General features: G+C 65.7%; 14 protein-coding genes. All 14 read left to right on the top strand.

The window, feature by feature from the left end; translation table 11 throughout:
- Positions 1-53 precede the first annotated feature (53 nt).
- Positions 54-1,379 carry an ATP-dependent protease ATPase subunit HslU gene (gene hslU / locus ACSQ22_RS10375; protein WP_055399578.1) on the top strand — a complete coding sequence of 442 codons (1,326 nt, stop codon included), beginning with the start codon at positions 54-56 and terminating at the stop codon, positions 1,377-1,379.
- A gap of 252 nt (positions 1,380-1,631) precedes the next feature.
- Positions 1,632-2,060 (top strand): division/cell wall cluster transcriptional repressor MraZ, encoded by a 429-nt coding sequence (gene mraZ, locus ACSQ22_RS10370; protein ID WP_008903734.1) that lies wholly within the window; start codon positions 1,632-1,634, stop codon positions 2,058-2,060.
- Between the two features lie 8 nt (positions 2,061-2,068).
- The gene (gene rsmH, locus ACSQ22_RS10365) at positions 2,069-2,995 is read left to right on the top strand and encodes a 16S rRNA (cytosine(1402)-N(4))-methyltransferase RsmH (RefSeq protein ID WP_055399576.1); all 927 of its coding nucleotides are present in this window, start codon (positions 2,069-2,071) and stop codon (positions 2,993-2,995) included.
- 1 nt (position 2,996) lies between these two features.
- Positions 2,997-3,317 carry a cell division protein FtsL gene (gene ftsL / locus ACSQ22_RS10360; protein ID WP_055399574.1) on the top strand — a complete coding sequence of 107 codons (321 nt, stop codon included), beginning with the start codon at positions 2,997-2,999 and terminating at the stop codon, positions 3,315-3,317.
- Positions 3,314-5,059: a peptidoglycan D,D-transpeptidase FtsI family protein gene (locus ACSQ22_RS10355; RefSeq protein ID WP_121422309.1), complete on the top strand. Its 1,746-nt coding sequence runs from the start codon at positions 3,314-3,316 to the stop codon at positions 5,057-5,059. Before ftsL ends, ACSQ22_RS10355 begins: the two co-directional genes overlap by 4 nt.
- Positions 5,056-6,561 (top strand): UDP-N-acetylmuramoyl-L-alanyl-D-glutamate--2,6-diaminopimelate ligase, encoded by a 1,506-nt coding sequence (locus ACSQ22_RS10350; protein ID WP_436130237.1) that lies wholly within the window; start codon positions 5,056-5,058, stop codon positions 6,559-6,561. Before ACSQ22_RS10355 ends, ACSQ22_RS10350 begins: the two co-directional genes overlap by 4 nt.
- A complete protein-coding gene (locus ACSQ22_RS10345) occupies positions 6,558-8,021 on the top strand; it encodes a UDP-N-acetylmuramoyl-tripeptide--D-alanyl-D-alanine ligase (protein ID WP_436130236.1) in 1,464 nt (487 codons plus the stop codon). The genes ACSQ22_RS10350 and ACSQ22_RS10345 overlap by 4 nt, the downstream gene beginning before the upstream one ends.
- A gap of 51 nt (positions 8,022-8,072) precedes the next feature.
- Positions 8,073-9,251, top strand: a complete 1,179-nt coding sequence (gene mraY / locus ACSQ22_RS10340) for a phospho-N-acetylmuramoyl-pentapeptide-transferase (protein ID WP_121507542.1) — start codon at positions 8,073-8,075, stop codon at positions 9,249-9,251.
- Complete coding sequence (gene murD / locus ACSQ22_RS10335; RefSeq protein WP_436130235.1) at positions 9,248-11,278, top strand: UDP-N-acetylmuramoyl-L-alanine--D-glutamate ligase; 2,031 nt, start codon at positions 9,248-9,250, stop codon at positions 11,276-11,278. Before mraY ends, murD begins: the two co-directional genes overlap by 4 nt.
- Positions 11,275-12,549 carry a putative lipid II flippase FtsW gene (gene ftsW, locus ACSQ22_RS10330; protein WP_055399564.1) on the top strand — a complete coding sequence of 425 codons (1,275 nt, stop codon included), beginning with the start codon at positions 11,275-11,277 and terminating at the stop codon, positions 12,547-12,549. The genes murD and ftsW overlap by 4 nt, the downstream gene beginning before the upstream one ends.
- Positions 12,546-13,610 (top strand): undecaprenyldiphospho-muramoylpentapeptide beta-N-acetylglucosaminyltransferase, encoded by a 1,065-nt coding sequence (murG, locus tag ACSQ22_RS10325; protein WP_436130234.1) that lies wholly within the window; start codon positions 12,546-12,548, stop codon positions 13,608-13,610. Before ftsW ends, murG begins: the two co-directional genes overlap by 4 nt.
- Positions 13,607-15,040: a UDP-N-acetylmuramate--L-alanine ligase gene (gene murC, locus ACSQ22_RS10320; protein WP_436130233.1), complete on the top strand. Its 1,434-nt coding sequence runs from the start codon at positions 13,607-13,609 to the stop codon at positions 15,038-15,040. The genes murG and murC overlap by 4 nt, the downstream gene beginning before the upstream one ends.
- Positions 15,037-16,026, top strand: coding sequence for a D-alanine--D-alanine ligase (locus tag ACSQ22_RS10315; protein WP_055399558.1), 990 nt, complete (start codon positions 15,037-15,039; stop codon positions 16,024-16,026). The genes murC and ACSQ22_RS10315 overlap by 4 nt, the downstream gene beginning before the upstream one ends.
- On the top strand, positions 16,026-16,841 hold the full coding sequence (locus tag ACSQ22_RS10310) for a cell division protein FtsQ/DivIB (protein ID WP_121422313.1): 816 nt from the start codon (positions 16,026-16,028) through the stop codon (positions 16,839-16,841). Before ACSQ22_RS10315 ends, ACSQ22_RS10310 begins: the two co-directional genes overlap by 1 nt.
- The last annotated feature ends 25 nt before the right edge of the window (positions 16,842-16,866 follow it).

The following is a 16,866-nucleotide window of genomic DNA, read 5'->3' as shown; positions in this document are numbered from 1 at the left end:
TGCTAGCGCTTGATAGATAAGCGCTAGAGCCCAATTTGACTGGAATTTTCGCCATGTCGTCCATGACCCCCCAGGAAATCGTCTCCGAGCTGGACCACCATATCGTGGGCCAGGCCAGCGCCAAGCGTGCCGTGGCCATTGCGCTGCGCAACCGCTGGCGCCGCCAGCAGGTCGAAGGCAGCCTGCGCCAGGAGATCACACCCAAGAACATCCTCATGATCGGCCCGACCGGCGTGGGCAAGACCGAGATTGCGCGCCGCCTGGCCAAGCTGGCCGATGCGCCCTTCATCAAGGTCGAAGCCACCAAGTTCACCGAGGTCGGCTATGTCGGCAAGGACGTGGATTCCATCATCCGCGACCTGGCGGAGATGGCCGTCAAGCAGACGCGCGAATCCGAGATGAAAAAGGTGCGCGCCCGCGCCGAAGATGCTGCCGAGGAGCGCATCCTGGACGTGCTGATTCCCCCTGCCCGCGCAGCCGCAGGCACCGAGCCCGCGGCTGACAACACGGCCCGCCAAGTCTTTCGCAAGAAACTGCGCGAAGGCGCGCTGGCCGACAAGGAGATCGAGATCGATGTCGCCGAAGGCCGCCCGCAACTCGAAATCATGGGCCCCCAGGGCATGGAAGAAATGGCCGAGCAGTTGCGTGGCATGTTCAGTCAGATGGGGCAGGACAAGCGCAAGACCCGCAAGCTCAAGATTGCCGAGGCCCTGAAGCTCATCACCGACGAAGAGGCGGGCAAGCTCGTCAACGAGGAAGAGATCAAGACCCGCGCCGTTGCCAATGCCGAGCAGAACGGCATCGTCTTCATCGACGAGATCGACAAGGTGGCTGCGCGCCAGGAAACCAGTGGTGCCGACGTGTCGCGCCAGGGCGTACAGCGCGATCTGCTGCCGCTGGTGGAGGGCACCACGGTGTCCACCAAGTACGGCATGATCAAGACGGACCACATCCTGTTCATCGCATCCGGGGCGTTCCACCTGTCCAAACCCAGCGACCTGATCCCGGAGCTGCAGGGGCGCTTCCCCATCCGGGTCGAGCTGGAGTCGCTGTCGGTCAAGGACTTTGAGGCCATCCTCACGCAGACCCATGCGTCCCTGGTCAAGCAGTACCAGGCCCTGCTGGCCACCGAAGGCGTCACGCTCGAATTTGCGCCTGAGGGCATCACGCGCCTGGCGCACATCGCCTTTGAGGTGAACGAGCGCACGGAGAACATCGGTGCACGCCGCCTGTCCACGGTGATGGAGCGCTTGCTGGACGAGGTGAGTTTTGATGCGACTCGCCTATCGGGTCAGACCATCACCATTGACGCTGCCTATGTGGACGCCCGCCTGCAGACACTGAGCCGGGACGAGGACCTTTCACGCTACATCCTGTGACCACTCGGTCAAGCCTTGAGAGGTCACTTTCATAGGCCTCTCTAAGTGCTTATTTTTCAACGACTTTTGGCTTTTTAATCTCTGCAAAGTCGCGTCTAAGTCGTTGATTTCATTACAAAAGTTTGTTGGGCACCCTCTTGTTCGGTGTGCTTTTCCTGCTACAGTGCAAAAAAGTGCAATTAAGTGGTGAAAAGTGCCCTCAAGGTCCATTGCACGGACCCCGAGGCGCAAAACCGAATTGGAAATCTGTCCGTGTTTCAAGGTGCCTCGTCGCTGAGTCTCGATGCGAAGGGTCGGCTGTCTGTGCCGACCCGGCATCGTGACGTCCTGGCGGCCACGGCATCCGGTCAGCTCACCATCACCAAGCACCCGCACGGCTGCCTGATGGTGTTTCCCCGCCCCGAGTGGGAGAAGTTCCGCGAGCGCATTGCCCAGCTGCCCATGTCCGCCCAGTGGTGGAAGCGCATTTTTCTGGGCAACGCCATGGATGTGGACATGGACGCCACGGGCCGCGTGCTGGTTTCGCCCGAGCTGCGTGAAGCAGCCGGTATCTCCAAAGACACCATGCTGCTGGGCATGGGCAACCATTTCGAACTTTGGGACAAGGCCACCTACGACGAGCAGGAGGCCAAGGCCATGCAGGGCGAGATGCCGGATGTCTTCAAGGACTTCTCCTTCTAAGGCGCGCTGTGACATCCCCCCTGCAACACACCACCGTCCTGCTCAATGAGGCCGTGGATTCTCTCTTGGGCGGCGCAAGCCCTGAGCCTGCGGGCACCTGGGTCGATGCGACCTTTGGGCGCGGTGGGCACTCTCGCCTCATCCTCCTTCGGCTGGGGCCGCAGGGGCGCCTTGTGGCCTTCGACAAGGACCCCGAAGCCATCGCCGAAGCAACGCGCATCACCGATGCGCGTTTTTCCATTCGGCACGAGGGTTTCCGCCATCTGGCCGATCTGCCGCCCGCCAGTGCTGCGGGCGTGCTGATGGACCTGGGGGTGAGCTCGCCCCAGATCGACAGCCCCGAGCGGGGCTTCAGTTTCCGTTTTGACGGCCCGCTGGACATGCGCATGGATACCACGCGCGGCGAAAGCGTGGCCGATTGGTTGGCCACGGCCGAAGTCGGTCAGATTGCGGAGGTGATACGTGACTACGGTGAAGAACGGTTTGCTGGCCCCATTGCAAAGGCGATTGTTGCTCGGCGCGAAGAACGGGGTCCTCTTTCAACCACCGCAGAACTTGCCGATCTCGTGGCTGGCGCGGTCAAAACCCGCGAAGCGGGCCAGAACCCTGCAACGCGCACATTTCAAGCTCTTCGGATTTTCATCAACGCCGAGCTTGAAGAGCTGCAACAGGCGCTAGAGGCCAGCCTCTCGGTGCTGCAGCCGGGCGGGCGGCTGGTAGTCATCAGCTTTCATTCGCTCGAAGACCGCATCGTCAAGCAATTCATCGCCAAACACTCCAAGGAGGTGTACGACCGCCGTGCGCCGTTTGCCGCGCCGCAGGCCATGAAGCTCATCGCGCTGGACCGCATCAAGCCCAGTGCTGCCGAAGTGGCCGCCAACCCCCGCTCACGCAGCGCCATCATGCGCGTGGCCGAGCGCACGGCGGTCGTCTGACATGACGAGGCTCAACGTGGTCCTGTTGCTGGCGGTGCTGGCCAGCGCGATCTATCTGGTGCACACCCAGTATGAATCGCGCCGCCTGTTCACCGAGCTGGACCGCGCTGTGGCCGAGGCCCGTCGTCTGGAAACCGAGCACCAGCGCCTGCAGGTGGAAAAGCGCGCCCAGGCCACGCCGCTGCGGGTGGAGAAGATCGCGCGTGCCCAGCTGAACATGCGCACGGCCACGCCGGCCATCACGCAGTATGTATCTGACCCACAGGGTGTTGCGGCGGCGGCTGCAGCGGCCGCATCGCAACCGGCAGGGGTGCAGCCATGAGCCGCAGCGTGCTCTACACCTCCAGCCCGCTGCTGGCCAGCAAGACACCGGTCTGGCGCAGCAAGTTCATCGTGGCGATGATTGCTCTGGGTTTTCTGGGGCTGGCGGGGCGCGCTGCCTATGTGCAGGTGTTTGGCAACGCGTTTTTTCAGCGCCAGGGCGAAGTGCGTTTTGCGCGCACGCTGGAGCTGCCCGCCAACCGCGGCAAGATTGTGGACCGCAACGGATTGATCCTCGCCTCCAGCGTGCCAGCGGCCAGCATCTGGGCCATCCCTGAAGACGTGGACCAGGACAAGCCCGAGGTGCGCGCCAAGCTCAAGCAACTGGCCAAACTGCTCGACATGCCGCAGGCCGAGCTGCAGAAAAAGCTGGCGGATGAAGACAAGACCTTTGTCTGGATCAAGCGCCAGCTCGACTGGGATGTGGGTCAGCAGATTGCTGCACTCGACATCAAGGGCATCTACCAGCGCAAGGAATACAAACGCCAGTACCCCGAGGGTGAAGCCGCTGCGCACGTGGTGGGCTTCACCAACGTGGAAGACCACGGCCAGGAAGGCATGGAGCTGGCGTTCGACAAGGAGCTCGCGGGCAAGCCTGGCTCGCGCCGCGTGATCAAGGACCGCCTGGGTCGCGTGGTCGAAAGCGTGGGCGAAACCGTGCCGCCGGTCGATGGCAAGGACATGCAGCTGTCCATCGACAGCAAGGTGCAGTTCTTTGCCTACCAGAAGCTGCGCGACCAGGTGGCCGCGCACAAGGCCAAGGCGGGCAGTGTGGTGGTGCTTGATGCGCACACAGGCGAGTTGCTGGCGCTGGCCAACTACCCGAGCTACGTGCCCGACAGGCGCCAGAACCTCACGGGCGAACAGCTGCGCAACCGCGCACTGACCGACGTGTTCGAGCCCGGTTCGACCATGAAGCCCTTCACCATCGGCCTGGCACTGGAGACGGGCCGCGTGCGTCCCGAAACCATCGTGGACACCACACCGGGGCGCATCAACATTACCGGCTCCACCATCTCCGACACGCACAACTACGGCGTGCTGACGGTGGAAGGCGTGATCCAGAAGTCCAGCAACGTGGGCACCACCAAGCTGGCCATGCAGATGCCTGCACGCGAAATGTGGGAGACCTTCTCAGCCGCTGGTTTTGGCCAGAAGCCGCAACTGCATTTCCCCGGTGTGGTGACGGGTCGTCTGCGCCCGTACAAGACCTGGCGCCCGGTGGAGCAGGCCACCATGTCGTATGGCTACGGCCTGTCGGCCAGCCTGTTCCAGATGGCGCGCTCGTACACGGTGTTTGCCAACGGCGGCCGGGTGATTCCCGCCACCATGCTCAAGACGGCCGAGCCCGCCGTGGGCGTGCCGGTATTTTCCGAGCGCACGGCCGACCAGGTGCGCAAGATGCTGCAGATGGCTGCAGGCCCTGGTGGCACTGGCCAGAAGGCCCAGACCGTGGGCTACTCGGTGGGCGGCAAGTCGGGCACGGCGCGCAAGCAGGTGGGCAAGAACTACGCTTCGGGCAAGTACCGCGCGTGGTTCACCGGGATGGCGCCCATCGACAAGCCCCGCATCATCGTGGCCGTGATGATCGACGAGCCCAGCAATGGCGTGTTCTACGGCGGTGCCGTGGCTGCACCGGTGTTCAGCGAAGTCGTGCAGCAGACGCTGCGCATGATGGGCGTGCAGCCCGACATGGCGGTCAAGCCACAGATCGTGGCCAACGCGGTGGAGGAATCGCTATGACGACGGTGCCTTTGCTCCAATCGGTGCACGATGCTGTGGCCTGGCTGCGCGAGCGGGTGACCGGCACCCTGCAGACCGACAGCCGCCAGATTCGCCCCGGCGATGGTTTCATCGCCTGGCCAGGTGCTGCCACCGACGGCCGCGCCCACGTCGGCGATGCGTTTGCGCGGGGTGCTGTGGCTTGCCTGGTGGAGCACGAGGGTGTCGAGGCCTTTGCGCTGCAAGGTTTGCCCGTGGCGGCACTCCATGGCCTGAAGGCCGCCACCGGCCTGATTGCGGCCGACTGGTTCGACCAGCCCACTCAGCGCTTGGACGTGCTGGCCGTGACGGGCACCAACGGCAAGACCAGCACCAGCTGGTGGCTGGCCGAAGCCCTCAATGTGCTATCAAAAAATGAGCTTACTGCGCAAGGTGGATGCGCGCTGGTAGGCACTTTGGGCATGGGAACGCCACCGGCACTCACCAGCACGGGCATGACCACCCCCGACCCGGTGCGCTTGCAGCGCGCGTTCCAACAGTTCGCCGATGCGGGCCGCACGGCCTGCGCCATTGAGGCCTCTTCCATCGGCCTGGCCGAGCACCGCATGGCAGGCACGCGCATCCGTGTTGCCTTGTTCACCAACTTCACGCAGGACCATCTGGACTACCACCCCGGCATGGCGGCCTACTGGCAGGCCAAGAGCGTGCTCTTTGACTGGCCGGGCCTGCAGGCTGCGGTGGTCAACATCGACGATGCACGCGGCGCCGAACTGCATGCCACGTTGGCAGACCGGCTGCTGGACCTGTGGAGTGTGTCCATCACCGGCCCCGCGCGTCTGGCGGCGCGCGACATCAGCATGGGCGAAGGCGGGCTGCGCTTCACCGTGGCCGAAGGTGTGCACACGCATGTGCTGCAGACCCGTGTGATCGGGCAGTACAACGTCTCCAACCTGCTGGGCGTGCTGGCCGGGCTGCGCGCGCTGGGCGTGCCGCTGCAGCATGCGCTGTATGCCTGCGCCCAGCTTTCCCCGGTGCCGGGCCGCATGGAGCAGATCCACCACCCTGGCCAACCCCTGGTGGCCGTGGACTATGCCCATACGCCCGATGCACTGGACAAGGCCTTGCAAGCCCTGCGCCCGATCGCGCAGGAGCGCGGCGGCCAGCTCTGGTGCGTTTTTGGCTGTGGCGGCGACCGCGATGCAGGCAAGCGCCCGCTGATGGGCGCAGTGGCGCAGCACCATGCCGACCGGGTGGTGGTGACCAGTGACAACCCGCGCAGCGAAGACCCTGCGGCCATCCTGCACCAGATTCTGCAAGGCACCATTGCTGGCAACACCGTGCGCGCCGAGCCCGACCGCGCCGCCGCTATTGCGCTGGCCATTGCCGAGGCAGCGCCCGCCGATGTGGTGCTGATCGCCGGCAAGGGCCACGAAGACACCCAGGAGACGGCCGGTGTGCGCCTGCCGTTCTCCGACATGGCCCATGCGCAGACCGCGCTGCAGGCCCGAGGAGCCCGTCCATGACCGCCACCCCTGGGGTGATGATGACCCTGGCGCAGGCTTTTGCGCTGCTTCAGCCGCGCATTCCCGCCGCCCGCCTGGTGGGCGATGGCGCCACGCCGCTCGCACGCGTGCACACCGACACGCGCACGCTGCAGGCGGGGGACCTGTTTGTGGCGCTCAAGGGCGAGCGGTTTGACGCCAATGCGTTCTTGCCCGACGCCCGCGCTGGTGGCGCCGCTGCTGCCATCACCCACGGCGGCCTTGCCGCAGCAGGCTTGCCCGGCATCGAGGTGCCGGACAGCCTGGCAGCGCTGGGCGCGCTGGCTGCAGCGTGGCGGGCGCAGTTCAGCCTTCCGTTGGTCGGCGTGACGGGCAGCAACGGCAAAACCACGGTGACGCAGATGATTGCGTCCATCCTGCGCGCCTGGAAGGGTGAAGCTGCCTTTGCCACGCAGGGCAATTTCAACAACGACATCGGCGTGCCGCTCATGCTTCTGCGCCTGCATGCCAGCCACGCCGCCGCCGTGATCGAAATGGGCATGAACCACCCGGGCGAGATCGCCACGCTGGCCGCCATGGCGCAGCCCACGGTGGCGCTGGTCAACAACGCGCAGCGTGAGCACCTGGAGTTCATGCACACGGTGGAAGCCGTGGCCCGCGAGAACGGCTCGGTGTTCGCCAGTCTGCCTTCCGACGGTGTGGCCGTGTTCCCTGCGGAGGATGCCTACACGGGCCTCTGGCGCTCGTTGGCGGCAGGGCGCCGCGTTGTCACTTTTGGCGACGGTGGCGATGTGGCCTGCGCGCAGGCTGCGTGGGGCCAGGGCGCTTGGGCCGTCACACTGGCCACGCCACAAGGCGAAGTGGCCACCCACCTGCACATTGCGGGGCGCCACAATGTGACCAATGCACTGGCAGCCGCTGCCTGCACGCTGGCGGCGGGGGCGCCCCTGGCCGCCATCGCCCAAGGGCTGAACGACTTTGTGCCAGTCAAGGGCCGCTCGCGCGCTTTCAGCGTGCACTGCGCGGGCCGCGACATCACCGTGGTGGACGACACCTACAACGCCAACCCCGACTCCATGCGCGCCGCCATCGACGTACTGGCCGAGCTGCCCGGCCCGCAACTGCTGGTGCTGGGCGACATGGGCGAGGTGGGCGACCAGGGCCCGCAGTTCCACGCCGAGGCCGGTGCCCATGCGCGTGCGGCAGGCATCCCCCTGCTGTTCGCGCTGGGCGCGCAGTCGGTGCACGCCGCCACGGCCTATGGAGGTGCCCGGCATTTCAACGATATGAGTGCGCTGCTGGTGGCAGTGCGCGATGCCCTGTCCACCGTGGGCAGTGTGCTGGTCAAGGGATCGAGATTCATGAAGATGGAACAGGTGGTGGAGGCGATTGCCGCCACTGCAGCCGCCGCAGCGCAGCCGCAAGAACAACAACAAAAGCAGAACCGGGCACTGGAGGGACACCATGGCGCAACACTCTGAAGTCACCCGTGTGGTGGCGGCACCCAAGGCCGTGCGAGCGGGGGAGGTCACATGCTGCTGATGTTGTCGCAATGGCTGCAGGGTCTGTCGCCCGAGTTCGGCTTTTTCCGCGTGTTCCAGTACCTCACGTTCCGCGCGGTGATGGCCGCCATGACGGCGCTGCTCATCGGCCTGATTGCGGGCCCCAAGGTGATCCGTGTGCTCACCTCGCTCAAGATCGGCCAGCCCATCCGGGGCTATGCCATGCAGACGCACCTGTCCAAGAGCGGAACGCCCACGATGGGTGGCGTGCTGATCCTGCTGTCGATTGCGATTTCCACGTTGTTGTGGTTCGACCTGTCCAACCGCTTTGTGTGGATCGTGCTCATCGTCACGCTGGGTTTTGGCGCCATCGGCTGGGTGGACGACTGGCGCAAGGTGGTCAACAAGGACCCCGAAGGCATGCGCTCACGCGAGAAGTATTTCTGGCAGTCGGTGATCGGCTTGATTGCTGCGCTGTATCTGGTGTTCAGCATTTCCGAAAGCTCCAACGCCAAGGTGTGGGAGCTGTTCGTGGGCTGGGTGCAGTCGGGCTTCTCGCTGGACCTGCCGCCCAAGGCAGGCTTGCAACTGCCGTTCTTCAAGGAGATCAGCTACCCGCTGGGCGTGCTGGGCTTCGTGATCCTGACCTACCTCGTCATCGTCGGCTCCAGCAATGCCGTGAACCTGACAGACGGCCTGGACGGCCTGGCCATCATGCCGGTGGTGATGGTGGGTTCGGCCCTGGGCGTGTTTGCCTATGTCACGGGCAGCTCGGTGTACTCCAAGTACCTGTTTTTCCCGCACATTCCGGGCGCGGGCGAACTGTTGATCTTCTGCGCCGCCATGGCGGGGGCGGGCCTTGCCTTCCTGTGGTTCAACGCGCATCCAGCCCAGGTGTTCATGGGCGACGTGGGCGCACTGGCGCTGGGTGCTGCGCTGGGCACCATCGCCATCATCGTGCGGCAGGAAATCGTGCTGGCCATCATGGGCGGCATCTTCGTGGTTGAAGCACTGTCGGTGATGCTGCAGGTGACCTGGTTCAAGTTCACCAAGAAGCGCTACGGAGAAGGCCGCCGCCTGCTCAAGATGGCGCCCCTGCACCACCACTTTGAAAAGAGCGGCTGGAAGGAAACGCAGGTGGTCGTGCGCTTCTGGATCATCACCATGCTGCTGTGCCTCATCGGCCTGTCCACCTTGAAACTGCGATGAACGCTGACGAGCCTCTCATCCGTCCCACGCCCGCCGAAACCGGGGCGCCCGATGCCGCGCGGCCGTTGGCAGGGCCGGGCGCGGACGCCGACGTGAATGCGCCCGCCGGTGACGACTTTTTTGCACCGGACCCCACGGAAACTGTCGATACCGATACCGATACCGAGGCGCTGAACACCGATGCGCAGCAGCCCAGCGTGGGCATTGCGGCTGAGCCGTCGTCCCGAGCTGGCGAACCCGTCGCCGCAGTGCCGCCTGAAATGGCCGCGCCGGACGTAACCCCTGCGGCCGGGAACGCACCCGCCAAGGGCCATACCTGGGACCCTGAAGCCGTGCCCGCCATCTCGGCTGCCAAGGCTGCCGCCGATTTCGTGGCGCAGATCTTTGCCGACGTATCGGCGCCCGAGGCCGCGCCCGTCGAGCACAGTGTCGACGTTGAAGGCGTTGACGTCCCGGGTGCATCCGGCGCAGAGGCCGAGCCGCAGGTCGCGCCGCGCGAAGCCATGGCCCAACTGCTGCAAGGTCAGAACATCCTTATCCTGGGGCTGGGCGCCTCGGGCCTGGCCATGGCCCGCTGGTGCGTGCGCTGCGGGGCCGAGGTCACCGTGGCCGACACCCGCGCTGCGCCGCCACAGCTGCCCCTGCTGCAGCAGGAGCTGCCCCAGGTGCGTTTTGTCGCCGGTGCCTTTGATGCCAGCCTGGTGGAAGGCCAAGGCCTGAACGCGGTCTACCGTTCTCCCGGTTTGAGTCCTGAGGCAATAGCTCCTGTTTTGATAGCTGCTGGTGCTTGTGGAATAAGCGCTGGGGGCGAACTAAGTTTGTATTCCATGGCGCTGAACGCGCTGCGGGCATCCCACGGCTACGCACCGGCGGTGCTGGCGATCACCGGTACCAACGGCAAAACCACGGTCACATCGCTCACGGGCCAGCTCGTGGAGCGTTCGGGCAAGAGCGTGGCCGTGGCTGGCAACATCGGCCCCACGTTGCTCGATACCCTGGCGGGCCACATCGACGCGGGCACGTTGCCCGAGGTGTGGGTGCTGGAGCTATCAAGCTTCCAGCTCGATGGTGTGACCAACTTTGAGCCCACTGCGGCGACCGTGCTCAACATCACGCAGGACCACCTGGACTGGCACGGTGACATGGCGGCCTACGCGGCGGCCAAGGCGCGCATCTTTGGCCAGACGGGGCTCATGATTTTGAACCGCGAAGACGTGGCCGTGATGCAGATGCTGCCGCCTCCGGTCAAGGTCAAGCTGCAAAAGCCCCAGGTGCGTGAGCACCTGACCTTTGGCGCCGACATGCCCCGGCGCCCCGGCGACTTTGGCATTGAGGTCGTGAGCGGCATGCCCTGGCTGGTGCGCGCGATGGACGCGGATGAAACCCGCAAGCGCGGCCGCAACGAAGTGGCGGAAGACCTGCACATCCAGCGCCTGATGCCCGCCGATGCGCTGCGCATCCGGGGCCGCCACAACGCGGTGAACGCGCTGGCTGCGCTGGCCCTGGCCTCGGCCGCAGGCTGCACGTTGGCCCCGCTGCTGTACGGGCTGCGCGAATACCGGGGTGAGCCGCACCGTGTGGAGCCCGTGGCGATCATCAATGGCATTGAGTACTTTGACGACAGCAAGGGCACCAACGTGGGCGCCACGGTGGCGGCCCTTACGGGCCTGGGCGCAGAGCGCCGCATCGTGGTCATCCTGGGTGGCGAAGGCAAGGGGCAGGACTTCTCGCCGCTCGCAGCGCCGGTGTCGCGCTATGCGCGCGCTGCGGTGCTCATCGGGCGCGATGCGCCGCAGATCCGCGCTGCGCTGCAGGACTGCGGTGTGGTACTGCTGGATGCCGAGACGTTGCCTCAGGCTGTGGCTCTGGCCACGCAGCGGGCCCATGCGGGCGATGCCGTGCTGATGTCGCCCGCCTGCGCCAGCTTTGACATGTTCAAGGACTACGAACATCGCGCACAGGTCTTCTGCGACGCGGTGCGCACGCTGGCAGACGATGCCGGGCAATCCCTGGAGGGCATGGCATGACGGCCGATGTGCGCAACTCCACATTGCTGCAGCGGGTGACCGGCTGGTTTGGCGGCCTGCCCGGCAAGGCCGCCGACGTATTGCCCGTGCGCGTGGGCGGCACGGAGTACCGCCAGTCGTCGAGCACGCCGGCCAGCGTGCTGGGCTTCGACCAGGCCCTGCTGTGGGTGGTGGTCGCGCTGCTGGCCTGGGGGCTGGTGATGGTGTATTCGGCCTCGATTGCCATGCCGGACAACCCGCGTTTTGCCAACTATGCCTCCACCCATTTTCTGACCCGCCACGCGATGTATCTGGTGATCGGGTTTGTGGTGGCCTTGCTGGCCTTCCAGGTGCCTATGGCGCTGTGGGAGCGTGCGGCGCCGTGGTTGTTCGTGGTCGCGTTGCTGCTGCTGATCGCGGTGCTGATCCCCGGCGTGGGCAAGGTCGTCAACGGCGCGCGGCGCTGGTTGTCCATCGGACCCATTGGCTTTCAGCCCTCTGAAGTGGCCAAGTTTGCCGTGCTCATCTATGCGGCCGACTACATGGTGCGCAAGATGGAAGTGAAGGAGCGGTTTTTCCGCGCCGTGCTGCCCATGGGCGCTGCCGTGGGCATTGTGGGCGTGCTGCTGCTGGCCGAACCCGACATGGGCGCGTTCATGGTCGTGGCCGTCATTGCCATGGGCATTCTGTTCCTGGGTGGCGTCAACGCCCGCATGTTCTTTCTCATCGCCGGGGTGCTGGTGGCGGCTTTTGGCGTGATGATCGCCAGCTCGCCTTGGCGCCGCGAACGCGTGTTTGCCTACCTCGACCCCTTCAGCGAGGAGCACGCTCTGGGCAAGGGCTACCAGCTCTCGCACTCGCTCATCGCCATCGGGCGCGGCGAGATTTTTGGTGTGGGCCTGGGCGGCAGCGTGGAAAAGCTGCACTGGCTGCCCGAAGCGCACACCGACTTTTTGCTCGCCGTGATCGGCGAGGAGTTTGGCCTGGTGGGCGTGGTCACGCTCATCGTGCTGTTCTTGTGGATGACGCGCCGCATCATGCACATCGGCCGCCAGGCGATTGCCCTGGACCGCGTGTTCGCTGGATTGGTGGCGCAGGGCGTGGCGATCTGGATCGGCTTTCAGGCCTTCATCAACATGGGCGTGAACCTGGGCGCGTTGCCCACCAAGGGGCTCACGCTGCCGTTGATGAGCTTTGGGGGGTCTGCGATTTTGATGAACCTGGTGGCGCTTGCGGTGGTATTGCGGGTCGACTACGAGAACAAGCTCCTCATGAGAGGGGGCCGCGTATGAGCGCGCAGAAGACTGCTCTGATCATGGCCGGTGGCACCGGTGGCCACATCTTTCCGGGCCTTGCGGTGGCCGAAGAGCTGCGCACGCGTGGCTGGCGTGTGCACTGGCTGGGCGCGCCCGGCAGCATGGAGGCGCGCATCGTGCCCACGCACGGCTTCGCCCTCGAACTGATTGACTTCTCGGGCGTGCGCGGCAAAGGCATCGTGACGCTGGCCCTGCTGCCGCTGCGCCTGTTGCGTGCCTTCTGGCAAGCCCTGCAGGTGGTGCGGCGCGTCAAGCCCGATGTGGTGGTGGGCCTGGGCGGATACATCACCTTTCCGGGCGGCATGATGGGGGTGCTGGCAGGCAAGCCGCTGGTGCTGCACGAGCAGAACTCGGTGGCGGGCATGGCCAACAAGGTGCTGGCCGGAGTGGCCGACCGGGTGTTCACCGCCTTCCCCAACGTGTTCAAACAAGGCCAGTGGGTGGGCAACCCCCTGCGCACGCCGTTCACGCAGCAGCCCGGCCCGGCCGAGCGGTTTGCGGGGCGCGCCGGTCCGCTGCGCCTGCTGGTGGTGGGTGGCAGCCTGGGGGCGCGCGCACTCAACGAGATCGTGCCAAAGGCTATTGCCCTGATGCCTTCCGACCAGCGCCCGCAGGTGATTCACCAGAGCGGCGCCACGCAGATCGACGCCCTGCGGGCCAACTATGTGGCTGCAGGGGTCGAGGCGGAGTGCACGCCCTTCATCGATGACACCGCCAGCGCGTTTGCGGCGGCCGACATCATCGTCTGCCGCTCTGGCGCGAGCACGGTCACCGAGATCGCTGCCGTGGGCGCTGCTGCCTTGTTTGTGCCGTTCCCGTCAGCGGTGGACGACCACCAGACCACCAATGCCAGGTTCCTCGTGGATGCCGGTGGCGGCTGGCTGGTGCAGCAGCGCGACCTGACGCCCGAAGGGCTGTCGCAGATGCTATTGAAATTGGAGCGCCCTGCGCTTGTAGATATTGCGCTGAAGGCCAAAAACATGCAAAAAATCAACGCCACCCGCGAAGTGGTGACTGCCTGCGAGGAGTTGGCATGAAACACGCGATTCGCCATATCCATTTTGTGGGCCTGGGCGGCGCGGGCATGAGCGGCATCGCCGAGGTGCTGCTCAACCTGGGCTACCGCATCTCGGGCTCGGACCTGGCCGACAGCGCCACGCTGCGCCGCCTGGAGGGGCTGGGCATCAAGACCTGCCTGGGCCATGCGGCTGCGCACATTGATGGTGCCGATGCGGTGGTCACCTCCACTGCCGTCACGCCCGACAACCCCGAGGTGCTGGCCGCGCGCGAGAGAAAAATTCCCGTGGTGCCCCGCGCGCTGATGCTCGCCGAGCTGATGCGCCTGAAGCAGGGCATCGCCATTGCAGGCACGCACGGCAAGACGACCACCACCAGCCTGGTGACCAGCGTGCTGGCCGAGGCGGGCCTGGACCCGACCTTTGTGATCGGCGGCAAGCTCAACAGCGCAGGCGCCAATGCCAAGCTGGGCAGCGGCGACTACATCGTGGTCGAGGCCGATGAGTCCGACGCGTCGTTCCTGAACCTGCTGCCCGTGATGGCCGTGGTGACCAACATCGACGCCGACCACATGGAGACCTATGGCCACGACTTCGGCCGCCTCAAGGGCGCGTTTGTCGATTTCCTGCACCGCATGCCGTTCTACGGCACGGCCATCCTGTGTGTGGACAGTCCCGCCGTGCGCGACATCCTGCAAAGCGTGACCTGCCCCGTCACCAGCTACGGCTTTTCGGAAGACGCGCAGGTGCGCGCCATCAACGTGCGCGCCGAGGCGGGCCAGATGCGCTTTACCGTGCAGCGGCGCAACGGCGTCACGCTGCCCGACATGGAGATCGTGCTCAACCTCGCGGGCGAGCACAACGTGCTCAACGCGCTGTCGGCCATTGCCGTGGCCGTGGAGCTGAACATTCCGGACGAAGCCGTACAGCGTGCGCTGGCAGGCTTCAAGGGTGTGGGCCGGCGCTTCCAGCGTTATGGCGACCTGCCCGCCAAGGATGGCGGCCAGTTCACCGTGATCGACGACTACGGCCACCACCCGGTGGAGATGGCTGCCACCTTGGCTGCCGCACGGGGTGCCTTCCCGGGGCGCCGCCTGGTGCTGGCTTTCCAGCCGCACCGCTACAGCCGCACGCGCGATTGCTTCGAGGATTTTGTGAAGGTTATTGGCAATGCCGATGCCGTGCTGCTCACCGAGGTGTATGCCGCTGGGGAGGCGCCTGTGGTGGCCGCCGATGGTCGATCGCTGGCCCGCGCGCTGCGCGTGGCGGGCCGCGTGGAGCCGGTGTTCATCGACAGCGTGGCCGACCTGCCGCAAGCCATTGCCGACAACGCGAAGGACGGCGACGTGGTGATGTGCATGGGCGCAGGGTCGATTGGCGCCGTACCTGGCAAGGTGGTGGAGATGCTACAAAATAGTGAGCTTTCGGCGCTTGAAGGGAGCGCGCTATGACCGTTTTTGATTCCAATTTTGATGTGAAATCCCTGGGCAAGGTTGCCGTACTGATGGGCGGTGACTCGGCCGAGCGCGAGGTCTCGCTGATGTCTGGCAGCGGCGTGCTGCAAGCGCTGCGTTCGCGCGGGGTGGATGCCCATGCCTTCGACCCTGCGCAGAACGCACTGGGTGACCTGAAGCGCGACGGCTATGCACGCTGTTTCATCGCGCTGCACGGCCGCCATGGTGAAGACGGCACGGTGCAGGGCGCGCTGGAGCTGCTGCGCATCCCGTACACCGGTCCGGGCGTGATGGCCTCGGCCATCGCCATGGACAAGGTCATGACCAAGCGCGTGTGGCTGGCCGAGGGCCTGCCCACACCACGCTACGTGTGGCTGGCGCCCGACCGCCAGCAGCGCGAGGTGGTGCGCACCGTGCCCGATGAGCTGGGCCTGCCCCTCATCGTGAAGCCGCCGCGCGAAGGCTCCTCCATCGGCGTGACCAAGGTGCGTGGCTACTCGGACATGCAGGAGGCCGTGCAGCTGTCTGCCCAGTACGACCCCGATGTGTTGTGCGAAGAGTTCATCGAAGGCGAAGAAGTGACCTGCCCCGTGCTGGGCCAGGGCGCCAGTGCCCGTGCGCTGCCAGTGATCCGCATCGTGGCGCCCGATGGCGCCTACGACTACCAGAACAAGTATTTCACCGATGACGTGAAGTACCAGTGCCCGAGCGGCCTGCCCGAGGCTGAGGAGCGCGAGATCCAGCGCATCGTGCTGGAGGCGTACCGCACCCTGGGCTGCCGGGGCTGGGGCCGTGCCGACCTGATGATCCGCGCCAGCGATCGCAAGCCCTTCCTGCTGGAGATGAACACGTCCCCCGGCATGACCGGGCATTCGCTGGTGCCGATGTCCGCACGGGCTTCGGGCATCAGCTACGAAGAGCTGTGCCTGCGCATCCTGGCCGATGCCGCCTTGGACACACCGACAAGGTCGAAGGCAGACTGATGACCCAAACGTTGCCCGCACCGCTGGACGTCAAGCTCATGAACCTGACCGCATCGGTCTTGTTCGTGGGCTGCGTCCTGCTTGTGCTGGCGGCGGGGGCCTGGTGGGTGCTGCGCTACCCGGGCTTTGCGATTGCGCGCATCGTGGTGCAGGGCGAGCTGGTGCACAACAACGCGGTGACCTTGCGGGCCAATGTCGCGCCGCACCTGGTGGGCAATTTCTTCACGGTGGATTTGCGTGCCGCGCGCGAGGCCTTCGAGCAGGTGCCCTGGGTGCGCCGCGCCCAGGTGCGGCGGGTGTACCCCGGCAGCCTGCGCGTGGAACTGCAGGAGCATGACGCGGTGGCGTACTGGGGGCCGGACACCGGCTCTGCACTGGTCAACAGCCAGGGCGAAGTGTTCGAGGCCAACGTGGGTGATGTGGAACAGGACGGCCTGCCGCGCCTGCTGGGACCTGCCGGCAGCTCCCCCGAGGTGCTGCAGATGTTTGGCCTGCTGCAGCCGGTGTTCAAACCGCTCGGGCTGGAGGTGGAGACGCTGGAGCTGACGGGGCGGGGCGGTTGGCGGGCCACGCTGGACAGCGACGCCGTGGTGGAGCTGGGCGGCGGCACACCGCAGGAGGTGGTGCAGCGCACGCAACGCTTCACGCGCACCCTGACACAGGTGGCTGCGCAGTACGGGCGGCGTGTGGATGCCCTGGAGTCCGCCGACCTGCGGCATGCCGGGGGCTACGCCCTGCGCATGCGCGGTGTGACCACGGTGGTGACCGATACCGCAGCGGCGGCTGCTTCGGCCAGTGCCGTGCGCAGGAGGTAATGGCATGCAGCAACAGCAACAGCGC

The sequence above is a fragment of the Acidovorax sp. LjRoot38 genome, assembly GCF_964252975.1.
In the GTDB taxonomy this organism is placed as follows: domain Bacteria; phylum Pseudomonadota; class Gammaproteobacteria; order Burkholderiales; family Burkholderiaceae_C; genus Acidovorax; species Acidovorax facilis.
The sequence above is the reverse complement of the archived record's forward strand: the minus strand, read 5'-3'. Positions and strand labels throughout refer to the sequence as shown.

Excerpts from the sequence above, each read along its gene's own strand:
- hslU (WP_055399578.1), top strand. The coding sequence starts at position 54 with ATGTCGTCCATGACCCCCCAGGAAATCGTCTCCGAGCTGGACCACCAT.
- ftsL (WP_055399574.1), top strand. The coding sequence starts at position 2,997 with ATGACGAGGCTCAACGTGGTCCTGTTGCTGGCGGTGCTGGCCAGCGCG.
- ACSQ22_RS10355 (WP_121422309.1), top strand. The coding sequence starts at position 3,314 with ATGAGCCGCAGCGTGCTCTACACCTCCAGCCCGCTGCTGGCCAGCAAG.
- ACSQ22_RS10350 (WP_436130237.1), top strand. The coding sequence starts at position 5,056 with ATGACGACGGTGCCTTTGCTCCAATCGGTGCACGATGCTGTGGCCTGG.
- ACSQ22_RS10345 (WP_436130236.1), top strand. The coding sequence starts at position 6,558 with ATGACCGCCACCCCTGGGGTGATGATGACCCTGGCGCAGGCTTTTGCG.
- mraY (WP_121507542.1), top strand. The coding sequence starts at position 8,073 with ATGCTGCTGATGTTGTCGCAATGGCTGCAGGGTCTGTCGCCCGAGTTC.
- murD (WP_436130235.1), top strand. The coding sequence starts at position 9,248 with ATGAACGCTGACGAGCCTCTCATCCGTCCCACGCCCGCCGAAACCGGG.
- ftsW (WP_055399564.1), top strand. The coding sequence starts at position 11,275 with ATGACGGCCGATGTGCGCAACTCCACATTGCTGCAGCGGGTGACCGGC.
- murG (WP_436130234.1), top strand. The coding sequence starts at position 12,546 with ATGAGCGCGCAGAAGACTGCTCTGATCATGGCCGGTGGCACCGGTGGC.
- murC (WP_436130233.1), top strand. The coding sequence starts at position 13,607 with ATGAAACACGCGATTCGCCATATCCATTTTGTGGGCCTGGGCGGCGCG.
- ACSQ22_RS10315 (WP_055399558.1), top strand. The coding sequence starts at position 15,037 with ATGACCGTTTTTGATTCCAATTTTGATGTGAAATCCCTGGGCAAGGTT.
- ACSQ22_RS10310 (WP_121422313.1), top strand. The coding sequence starts at position 16,026 with ATGACCCAAACGTTGCCCGCACCGCTGGACGTCAAGCTCATGAACCTG.